The organism is Bacillus sp. Medicinal_06, assembly GCF_056711665.1.
The window spans coordinates 302,754-313,897 of the sequence record NZ_JBWYHD010000002.1 but is presented as its reverse complement, the minus strand read 5'-3'; the positions used below and the strand labels follow the sequence as shown (position 1 = coordinate 313,897).

Sequence of the window (11,144 nt, the reverse complement as noted above, 5' to 3'; positions counted from 1 at the left end):
CTCTCAATAGAATTGTCCATTCACTAAGTTTGATTGTAATATAGTTAAACAGGAAAATATATTTAATAGAAAGAGATGGTACCTATTCATGTTTAAAGCAGCTGTTATTTTCATTCTTGCCGGACTGGCTGAAATTGGTGGCGGTTATCTCATTTGGAAATGGCTACGAGAAGGTGGCTCCATTTGGTTCGGTCTAATTGGAGGAATCGTTTTATGTTTATACGGCGTAATCGCTACATTTCAAGTATTTTCTAGCTTCGGACGTGTATATGCAGCTTATGGCGGCGTTTTTATTGTGATGAGTTTATTATGGGGATGGATGATTGATAAGAAAACACCAGATATCTTTGACTGGGCTGGTGCAGCCATTTGCCTTGTCGGTGTATTTATCATTCTTTGGCCACGTGGCTAAAAACAGATACACATTTGACTTATATGTCCTTAAAATATAATAATCAATATAATAAAATTATTATATAGAGATTAAAACATTAAGGAGCAACTTCAAAATGAATCGTAAAAATTGGGTACTATCTTGCCTTGCTTTATTATTTGTAGTTGGTTTTACTGCCGGCTTTTCAAACTGGGAAGCATTACAAACTGGCATCTCTGATTTCTCAGAAGGGTTTGTAAAAGGTTTTTTCAGTTAAGTTATACTTACATTCAATCTAAAAAAATAGTGCTAACCTAGCATATAACAGTAGGATAGCACTATTTTTCATTACACTCTTACTAACTCATTATTAAAAATTATCCAACGCTTTTTCTAAAATAGAAGCTGATTTGTAAGGCGGCGCTACTGTTAATACCCCTTTTACAACCACTGCTTCTTTTTCATCATAAGCGAATACACGCATATCAATTGTATGCTCCTCGTGAGAAACAGCTACAACTTCAAAATGAATTTGCAAAGTTTCATAATGATGCACAGGCTTCACAAAAGTAAGATCCTTCCTAACAACATGACTGCCTGGACCTGGCAAATATTTCGTTACCGCTGTTGTAACCATGCCCGTTAACATAATGCTTGGTACAATCGGTTTTTCATACGGAGTTTGGGATGCATAATCATGCTGGATATATAGTGGGTTTGAATCATTTGTTAACCCTAAATACAATAATAGATCTTTATCCTCAATTTTTTCAGTGATAGATAACTTTTCCCCTACTGTAATTTCATCCATTCGACGACCAATTTGAACTTTTTTCTTTAACATGTTACAATCCCCCTCCAAGTTTTATTTTATTATCCTACCAAAAGCAAGATATTATCCGAAATGCTACTATAATGAGGGCAATGTATATTATAAGTCTATGTTTCCCATTGTAGGATACACAAATGATAACGCTTTCATATTATTTCAAAAAAACAATCCAATAAATAGTAGAAAAAGATTCGGGATTCCGAATCTTTTTCCTAACATATATTTTGTATTAAGAAAGAACTTTCATAACGTTACGTACAGATTCTACTGAACGATTTAACGCTTCTTTTTCTTCTTCACGAAGTTCTAATTCAATAATTTTTTCAATTCCGTTACCACCTAGAATTACTGGTACACCTAGGTAAAGGTCGCTATAGCCATATTCACCTTCAAGGTATGCGATAGCTGGCAATACGCGGCGTTGATCTTTTAAGATCGCTTCAGTCATTTCAACTAAGGAAGCAGCTGGCGCGTAGTATGCACTACCGTTTCCTAGTAAGCTTACAATTTCACCGCCGCCTTTACGCGTACGTTCTACGATTGCTTCCAAGCGATCTTTCGGAATTAAGGTTTCTAACGGAATACCACCTGCATAAGAGTAACGTACAAGAGGTACCATATCATCACCATGACCACCAAGAACGAATCCTGTAATGTCTTTTACAGAAAGATTCAATTCTTGCGCGATAAATGTACGGAAACGAGCTGTATCTAATACACCAGATTGGCCGATAACGCGCTCTTTCGGGAATCCAGCTTCTTTAAATACAGAATATGTCATTGCGTCAACTGGATTTGTTAACACAACAATAATTGCGTTTGGTGAATGTTTTGCAATATCTTGCGTGATACTTTTCATAATTTTAGAGTTGGTTGCTACTAAATCATCACGACTCATTCCTGGTTTACGTGCAATACCTGCTGTAATAACGACAACGTCAGAATCAGCAGTATCTGCGTAATCAGATGTGCCGATAATGTTAGCATCAAAACCTTGTACAGGGCTTGCTTCTAACATATCTAACGCTTTCCCTTTTGTTGGATTTTCCAGTTGTGGAATGTCCACTAATACAACATCTGCAAGCTCTTTTTGAGCTAATAAAAACGCTGTTGTCGCTCCTGTAAATCCTGCACCGATGACTGAAACTTTTTTGCGTTTGATTGTCATAATTTCTCCCCCACTCTGAATTATGCGTTTTTGATTACCGCTAAGTCCATATTGTTGATAAGGGCATCAGCAAATTCGGAACATTTCACTTCAGTTGCACCATCCATAAGACGTGCGAAGTCATATGTTACCACTTTTGAAGCAATTGTTTTTTCTACTGAAGCAGTTACTAATTTCGCAGCTTCATTCCATCCTAAATGCTCTAATAATAATACTCCTGAAAGAAGAACAGAAGATGGGTTTACTTTATCTAAACCTGCATATTTTGGAGCTGTACCATGTGTCGCTTCAAAAATAGCATGTCCAGTAACATAGTTAATGTTTGCACCAGGTGCAATACCAATGCCACCTACTTGTGCTGCAAGCGCATCAGAAATATAATCTCCATTTAAGTTCATTGTTGCAACAACATCGAACTCACGTGGACGTGTTAAAATTTGTTGTAAGAAGATATCTGCAATAGAATCTTTCACAATGATTTTACCAGCTGCTTCAGCTTCTGTCATTGCTTTATTCGCTGCATCTTTACCATCTTTTTCAACAATGCGGTCATATTCAGCCCAAGTAAATACTTTATCACCAAATTCTTGTTCCGCAACTTCATAACCCCAGTTTTTGAAAGCTCCTTCTGTAAATTTCATAATATTTCCTTTATGAACTAATGTAACAGAAGAACGCTTTTCATTAATTGCATATTGAATCGCAGCACGAACAAGACGCTTTGTCCCTTCTTCTGAAATTGGTTTAATACCAATTCCCGATGTTTCTGGGAAGCGAATTTTGTTTACACCCATTGCCTCTTTTAAGAACTCAAGAACTTTTTTTGCTTCTGGAGATCCTTGTGCATATTCAATACCTGCATAAATGTCTTCTGTATTTTCACGGAAAATTACCATATCAGTATCTTCCGGACGTTTTACAGGTGAAGGAACACCTTCAAAATAACGAACTGGACGTAAACATACGTATAAGTCTAACTCTTGACGAAGTGCTACGTTTAGAGAGCGGATACCGCCACCAACAGGAGTTGTAAGCGGGCCTTTAATTGCGATTAAATATTCACGAATCACATTTAGCGTCTCTTCTGGTAACCATTCGCCTGTTTGGTTAAATGCTTTTTCCCCTGCAAGCACTTCTTTCCAAACGATTTTCTTCTCACCATCATAAGCTTTTTCAACAGCTGCTTCTAATACACGAGATGCTGCAGCCCAAATATCTGGTCCAATTCCATCTCCTTCAATAAAAGGAATAATTGGATTGTTTGGTACATTCATAACACCATTCGTTACAGTAATTTTTTGTCCTGTCATCACTGTGATAACCCCCATGTTTGAAATTTCATATGTATGAAACTGAGGGAATAAAACCCTCAGTTCAAACCGTTAGTCAAATTAAAATATTCCAATCATTACATCTTTCCCAAAAAATCTGACTTTTGAAAGCGTATTTACACTATCCAAATAGTGTTTTTAGCCTATCGTTGTGCCAGTGGTACATAACGTTGATGCGTTGGTCCATTGTAATCAGCACGCGGACGGATTAAGCGATTATTTTCATATTGTTCTAGAATATGAGCTAACCATCCTGACATACGGCTAATTGCAAAGATTGGTGTAAATAAGTCATGATCAATTCCTAAACAATGGTAAACAGAAGCAGAATAGAAATCGACATTTGGTGGAAGACCTTTTTCTTTTGTGACAATGTCTTCGATTTTGATAGACATATTATACCATTTCTTTTCCCCTAAAAGCACGCATAATTTCTTAGACATTTCACGCAAATGTTTCGCACGAGGATCACCGTGCTCATATACGCGATGGCCAAATCCCATAATTTTCACTTTATTTTGAAGTGCATTATGAATATAGGATTCTACATTTTCTTCTTCGCCAATTTCTTTTAACATCTTCATTACATTTTCATTTGCCCCGCCGTGAAGAGGACCTTTTAACGCGCCAATTGCTGCAGTAATACCAGAATATACATCTGAAAGTGTCGCAACGCAGACACGCGCTGTAAATGTAGAAGCATTTAACTCATGATCCGCATGAAGCACAAGCGCTTTATCAAAAGCTTCAATTTCCACTTCATTTGGTTCGCGATCATTTAACATATAGATAAAGTTTGCAGCTAATGATAAATCTTTTCGTGGCTCAACAACTTCTAAACCTTTACGAATTCTTGCATACGCTGCAACAAGAGTACCTACTTGAGCTTGTAATTTAACCGCTTTCAAATAATTGGACTTTTCATCCATTAATTCAGCACTCTCATCGTATAATGATAACATGGAAATCGCTGTTCGTAAAACAGACATCGGATGAGCAATCTTTAAATCTACTTGTTTTAAGTATGTTAAAATCTCACTTGGAACTTTAGAATATTCAGATAGAGTTTCTTTTAACTCATTTAATTCCTCTTCGTTAGGAAGCTTGCGGTGCCATAATAAGTATACCACTTCTTCAAACGTAGCATTTTCCGCTAAATCATCAATATTATACCCAACATACGTTAATGTATCATCAATAATTGAACTCACGGATGACGTTGTTGCTACTACCCCTTCTAATCCTCGAATAACAGTCATTACACTCTCTCCTTTTCCTGAAAATTCTCCCAACCTTGCTCCCTTGTATCCGTTTGCTTTCCTTCTAGATTATGAACACCCGTTCACTCTTTAGGCAAGCAAAATGCACGATCATGCAAATTTGTTGTGATGTTCCCATCTCGTTGTTCCATTGCTTTATCCGAGCATGAGCGTGAGTTTCTCCCCGAATCCTCACGCTTAGAACAACAGATGGTGAGGAAAACTAGTTTCGAAGAGTTTATGATAAAAACAACATAAAACAATATCAGCAGATAAATTATTTTATGTTGTTTTTATTTTATCTGGTGTAAGTCTTCGTTGCTATGTAGCTTTTACATGTCTTCTAATCCTATTATAAACAATTATCTGACTTTTGTGAATGGAAAGAATTCAAAAAATTTATATTACTATAAAATTTCTCATTTAAACATCTGTATAATGTTCATCACAGCATAGGCAATTCCCGCTCCAATTAACGGTCCTACAGCGACTCCATTAAATAACGCAACTGCTATAATCGTGCCAAATACGAGCGCAGTTGTAATATGAGGATCACTCGTTAATAACTGTACTCCCCCTTTTGCCAAGAGAGCAACCGCTATTCCTGAAGCTAAAGCAATCCACGCATAATAAGATTTAGTCGCTTCACCTAGCTGCTTAAATCCAATTTCACCCGTAGCGATCGGAACAAGGACCGCAATCGTAATAACCGTTACACCAAGATTAATTCCTTTTGTTTGTAGATATGGAAGAATTTTATCTCCTAAAAACGTCCATTTTAATAAAAATAAAACACCAACCGCTACAGTAAGTGATTGATTTTTAGCAATAAGTCCAATAATAAGTAGTATGAATAAAAATAACGTTGATTGACTAATCATGATTACACTTCCTTTCTGAAAATAATGAACCTGTTTACAAAATAAATTGCTGTTAAACATATCATTATACATGCTATAGATGAAAGTGTTCATCTATCAATATAGATGATACACACAAACTTCCAAAACCTTGAATGAGATGTTTATACTTACCAAGAAAGAAAAGCACACTTCTTTCTTTTCTTATAAGAAACAGGTAAAATAAAAGATAGATAAAATGAGACTCTTGCCAATCAATACAAAGAAAATTCCCACCCCTGATTAGCAATTCCCATCAGGGGTTTACGAACAGATTGTTTCATGCCTTGAGACTTGCAAACGGCAGGATAAATCCATCATTCCACTATAACATAAAGTGAAACTTTAATCAGCGCGGAGCTCTATCTCTACTGGTTATTAGCATTCACCAATCGAGCTTTTACAGACAGTTCATCTCCCATCTAACTTTTCTGTTCCCGCTGAACTTTAATGCGAGATTGTTACTGTCCGCAAATAGCAGGATAAATACCATTTGGAATGGGAGGTAAGCACCTTTGAATCGAAATTCATTGTATATCATATTACGACTTATATTTGTCATTTTTGCAACAATAATTGGGTTTTATGCACTTTTATATGTCTCAGGCCTTATATACCCTTTTATCATCGCATTAGCTTTTGCTTATTTGATCAATCCAGTCGTAAATTTTCTCAACCAAAAACTACAATTCCCTCGTGCCTTAGCGGTACTCGTCAGCTTAATTCTGGTGTTCGGCGCCATCGTCGGACTTGTTACATACCTTGTGACAGAAGCAATTTCCGCCACAACTTACTTACTGCAAATTGTCACAGAAAAGTTCCCAGCAATTGTACAGTATGCACAGCAGTTTGCACTCAATAATATTATGCCTTTATATGATGATTTAATTTCTAAATTTAATCATCTTGGTGAATCACAGCAATTTACAATTACACAAAATATTCAAAATCTAGGAACGGAAGCAACAAAGCAGATGAAAGAATTGTTGACCGCTATTATAAGTGGCTTAACAAACTTCATCAGTGCACTTCCAACGACTTTAACAGTCCTCGTCTTCATCTTATTAGCAACTTTCTTTATTAGTTTTGATTGGCATACGCTTGCTAATAAAGTAAAACGATTGCTTCCAAATCGCGTACACGGATACGGAAAGACTATTTTTGTCGATTTACGAAAAGCTTTATTCGGATTTGTAAAAGCGCAGCTCACCCTTGTATCTATGACAACCATCATCGTACTAATTGGACTATTAATTTTGCGCGTACCATATGCCATTACAATCGCAATCATTACAGGAATTGTAGACTTACTTCCTTATTTAGGAACCGGAGCAGTTTTTGTCCCCTGGGTTATATATGTATTTTTCACAGGAGACACAGCATTCGCAATTGGTCTGCTTATTTTATACATTGTTGTCATTGTTCAAAGGCAAATCATGGAACCAAAAGTGTTATCATCCAATATAGGACTTGATCCATTACCAACACTTATCGCATTATTCGTCGGGTTTAAGCTGTATGGTTTTTTAGGATTAATCATCGGCCCAGTTACATTGGTACTATTAAACACATTGCACAAAGCCCATGTATTTCATGATTTATGGAAATTTATTAAAGGTCCACCATTAAAATAAAATTTTCACTCTCATCCAAGTCTTGCATTCAAATTTTCTTCAAAAAATAAAACAAGGGAATTACCCATAACAAATGGATAATTCCCTTGTTTTTTGCGCAAAATGACACTTTTAAGGTTCGTTTTACATTTTTATTCTATTTTCCACATTTTTATTATTCCCTTTTCTTCCTTTTTCTACAAATGAATAAATATTCACTTTACAATTCGACAAAAAATAACACTTAGAACGATTCGTGTTCTAAGTGTTATTTTTGTACTATAACGGTTGTATTCCTTCTTAATTTCCGCTCTAACCATTTCATTATTACAGGTTTACATAACTTTCTTGTTGCCGGAAATATAAAAATAACTCCTATTACATCCGTTACGTATCCAGGCACCAACAGAAGCATTCCGCCCACAAGGACAAAAATACCATCTAATACAGCCTCACCTGGCATCTCACCTCTATTCAGCCTTAATTGAATCTCCCTCAATACCATAAACCCTTGTCGTTTTGCTAAATAGACACCTAAGGCACCCGTAAATACAATCATAGCGAACGTTGGCCACATACCAATCAAATGACTAGAGCCAATTAGCACCGTAACTTCAAGTCCTGGAATTAAAATAAAAAGAAACAACATCCACTTCATTCTCCCACTCCTTTCACCAAAAGAACTCTCTTCACATCTCCTACACCCTCAAAATAACGTTTCATTTCCCTTCTTATATAAGAAAACCTTATCCAGCAAACAACCCTCTAAGAGCCTCCTAGACGTTAATAACGGGATCCCTATCGCTATGAACCTGATATCTTCACTATATTTTTTGTTCTAGAGGTAAAAAAAGAGAAGGACTCCCATCCCTCTCTTCACATTACTTCTTATAGCACTTCCGCATGTCCATTATAAACAATTCCGCGCGCCGCATCAACTGTTACTTCTTGGCCATTTTTTAAAGTGGCTGTTACACCATTCACACCAACGATAACCGGAATACCGATTGATACACCTACAACAGCTGCATGACTTGTTAAGCCACCTTCTTCTACAACTAGGGCTGCAGCTTTTTCAATTGCAGGAATCATATCTTTATCAGTGCTTGTTGTAACAAGAATATCACCTTCTGTTACGTTCGCTACAGCTTCCTCAGCTGTTTTCGCTACAACTACTTTACCTTTTGCAGCTTTACGACCAATCCCTTGCCCTTTAGCGATTTCTTCACCAACAACATGGATTTTCATTAAGTTTGTTGTACCAGTTTCAGCAACTGGAACACCCGCAGTAATTACAACAGTATCTCCAAGTCCAATTAGACCTGCATCCATACCTGTTTGAATTGCAGTATCTAACATTTCATCAGTAGATGCTGCACGTTTTCCAGCCATAAATGCCTGTACACCCCAAACAAGTGCAAGACGACGACCCACTTGCTCGTCAGATGTTACAGCAACGATTGGAGATTTCGGACGATATTTAGAGATCATCTTCGCAGTGTAGCCACTTTCTGTTGGAGCTACGATTGCAGCTACATCAAGAGCAAGTGCTGTATGTGCAACAGATTGGCTAATCGCATCTGTAATTGTTGGCGTGAACTCTTTAATACGTTTTTTGAACATATCTTCATATTGTAATGATTTTTCAACACGCACTGCAATGTTTGCCATCATTGTTACTGCTTCTACTGGGTATTGTCCTGCTGCAGTTTCACCTGAAAGCATGATTGCATCTGTACCATCGAAGATCGCGTTCGCTACGTCACTTGCTTCCGCACGAGTTGGACGTGGGTTACGTTGCATAGAATCTAACATTTGTGTTGCAGTAATAACCGGTTTGCCTAATACGTTACATTTTTTGATTAGACGCTTTTGCACTAATGGTACTTCTTCTGGTGGAATTTCTACACCCATGTCACCACGAGCTACCATTAAACCGTCAGAAACTTCTAAGATAGAATCGATGTTATCGATACCTTCTTGGTTTTCAATTTTTGGCACGATTTGAATGTATTGTGCACCATGCTCTTCTAATAATTCACGAATTTCTAATACGTCAGCTGCTTTACGCACGAAAGATGCTGCGATGAAATCAACTTTTTGCTCGATACCGAAGATGATATCTTTTACGTCTTTTTCAGTGATACCAGGAAGCTTAATGCTTACATTTGGTACGTTAACACCTTTTTTATTTTTGACAGTTCCGCTGTTTAATACTTTTGTACGGATGTTTCCGTCAGCTTTCTCGATTACTTCTAGTTCGATAAGACCGTCATCGATTAGAATGCGAGAACCTGGGTCTACATCATCATAAAGACCAGCATAAGATACAGAGAATTTCTCTGCAGTTCCTAATACTTGCTCTGTAGAAATAACTACCTCTGCACCTGTTACTAGTTCAGCTTGTCCGTCTACAAAGTCATGTGTACGGATTTCTGGACCTTTTGTATCAAGTAAGATTGCAACTGTTTTACCAGTTTTCTTTGAAGCTTCACGAATGTTTTTAATACGTGCTCCGTGCTCTTCATGGCTACCATGAGAGAAGTTTAAACGAGCAACGTTCATACCCGCTTCGATTAACTGCTCTAATTTCTCAATACTTTCACTAGCAGGACCTATAGTACATACAATTTTTGTTTTACGCATATTGCACCTCCGAAAATTATGAAACCGTTCCCAAATATTCGACATTAAGCCGATTAGATGGATAATTCTTTAGATAATTGATACATGTCTTTATCAATCGTATGTTTTTGAGCTAACGCTTCGATAATATCATGATCAACAAGTTGGTTGTTTTGGATACCAACGCAACGTCCACCTTTACCTTCAATCAACAGTTCAACTGCTCTTGCGCCAAGGCGACTTGCTAATACACGGTCTTGTGCACTTGGTGATCCACCACGTTGTACGTGACCTAATACAGTTACGCGAGTATCAAAGTTTGTTGCTTCTTCGATATGCTTACCGATGTCAATTGCACTTCCAACACCTTCAGCTACAACGATGATACTATGCTTTTTACCACGCTCACTACCGCGTTTTAAACGAGCAATAACATCTTCCATATCATGCTCTTCTTCTGGAATTAAGATTGTTTCTGCACCATCAGCCAAACCAGCCCATAATGCGATATCTCCAGCATGACGTCCCATTACTTCGATCACATATGTACGTTCATGAGATGTAGCAGTATCACGAATTTTATCAATCGCATCAATAACAGTATTTAACGCTGTATCGAACCCGATTGTGAAGTCTGTTCCAGGAATATCATTATCGATTGTACCTGGTACACCGACACATGGGAATCCTTGCTCTGTTAATTTTTTAGCACCTTGGTAAGAACCATCGCCACCAATAACAACAAGTCCTTCAATACCAAGTTTCTTTAATTGCTGGATTCCTTTTTCCCTTACTTCTGGGTCTTTAAACTCAGGACATCTTGCTGTATATAATTTTGTACCACCGCGATGGATAATATCACCAACAGAACCAAGTTCTAATTTTTCAATGTGACCAGAAATTAATCCAGCGTATCCATGGTAAATACCATATACTTCTATATCATGAAAGATCGCTTTACGAACAACTGCACGAATGGCAGCATTCATACCAGGCGAATCTCCACCACTTGTTAATACACCAATACGTTTCATTTGTACTCAC

General features: G+C 37.3%; 11 protein-coding genes. 3 read left to right on the top strand and 8 right to left on the bottom strand.

The genetic code is table 11. The features are described 5' to 3' along the window. Positions 1-88 precede the first annotated feature (88 nt). Together AC1M36_RS05250 and AC1M36_RS05245 are read left to right on the top strand one after the other, a co-directional pair. Positions 89-412 carry a YnfA family protein gene (locus tag AC1M36_RS05250; protein ID WP_479845629.1) on the top strand — a complete coding sequence of 108 codons (324 nt, stop codon included), beginning with the start codon at positions 89-91 and terminating at the stop codon, positions 410-412. A 97-nt stretch (positions 413-509) separates the two neighbouring features. Further along, positions 510-650, top strand: coding sequence for a hypothetical protein (locus AC1M36_RS05245; protein WP_241815248.1), 141 nt, complete (start codon positions 510-512; stop codon positions 648-650). 93 nt (positions 651-743) lie between these two features. Here AC1M36_RS05245 and AC1M36_RS05240 read toward each other — a convergent pair whose 3' ends face one another. The 5 genes from AC1M36_RS05240 to AC1M36_RS05220 form a co-directional block, all read right to left on the bottom strand. Then, positions 744-1,217: a MaoC/PaaZ C-terminal domain-containing protein gene (locus AC1M36_RS05240; protein WP_336450338.1), complete on the bottom strand. Its 474-nt coding sequence runs from the start codon at positions 1,215-1,217 to the stop codon at positions 744-746. A 217-nt stretch (positions 1,218-1,434) separates the two neighbouring features. Then, positions 1,435-2,373, bottom strand: a complete 939-nt coding sequence (mdh, locus tag AC1M36_RS05235) for a malate dehydrogenase (RefSeq protein WP_336450339.1) — start codon at positions 2,371-2,373, stop codon at positions 1,435-1,437. A gap of 20 nt (positions 2,374-2,393) precedes the next feature. Next, positions 2,394-3,686 carry an NADP-dependent isocitrate dehydrogenase gene (icd, locus tag AC1M36_RS05230; RefSeq protein ID WP_336450340.1) on the bottom strand — a complete coding sequence of 431 codons (1,293 nt, stop codon included), beginning with the start codon at positions 3,684-3,686 and terminating at the stop codon, positions 2,394-2,396. Between the two features lie 161 nt (positions 3,687-3,847). Continuing rightward, positions 3,848-4,996 (bottom strand): citrate synthase, encoded by a 1,149-nt coding sequence (gene citZ, locus AC1M36_RS05225; RefSeq protein WP_336450341.1) that lies wholly within the window; start codon positions 4,994-4,996, stop codon positions 3,848-3,850. A 386-nt stretch (positions 4,997-5,382) separates the two neighbouring features. Continuing rightward, the gene (locus AC1M36_RS05220) at positions 5,383-5,844 is read right to left on the bottom strand and encodes a DUF441 domain-containing protein (protein ID WP_098338029.1); all 462 of its coding nucleotides are present in this window, start codon (positions 5,842-5,844) and stop codon (positions 5,383-5,385) included. A 533-nt stretch (positions 5,845-6,377) separates the two neighbouring features. Between AC1M36_RS05220 and ytvI the strand changes: the two genes are divergently transcribed. Then, positions 6,378-7,496 (top strand): sporulation integral membrane protein YtvI, encoded by a 1,119-nt coding sequence (ytvI, locus tag AC1M36_RS05215; protein WP_336450342.1) that lies wholly within the window; start codon positions 6,378-6,380, stop codon positions 7,494-7,496. 247 nt (positions 7,497-7,743) lie between these two features. Here the strand turns inward: ytvI and AC1M36_RS05210 are convergent, their stop codons facing one another. From AC1M36_RS05210 to pfkA, 3 genes are all read right to left on the bottom strand, one after another. Continuing rightward, positions 7,744-8,133, bottom strand: a complete 390-nt coding sequence (locus AC1M36_RS05210) for an FxsA family protein (RefSeq protein WP_336450343.1) — start codon at positions 8,131-8,133, stop codon at positions 7,744-7,746. Positions 8,134-8,363: 230 nt separating this feature from the next. After that, entirely contained in the window at positions 8,364-10,121 is a 1,758-nt protein-coding gene (pyk, locus tag AC1M36_RS05205; protein ID WP_336450344.1) for a pyruvate kinase, read from the bottom strand. A 53-nt stretch (positions 10,122-10,174) separates the two neighbouring features. After that, the gene (gene pfkA / locus AC1M36_RS05200; RefSeq protein WP_336450345.1) at positions 10,175-11,134 is read right to left on the bottom strand and encodes a 6-phosphofructokinase; all 960 of its coding nucleotides are present in this window, start codon (positions 11,132-11,134) and stop codon (positions 10,175-10,177) included. Positions 11,135-11,144: the final 10 nt, after the last annotated feature.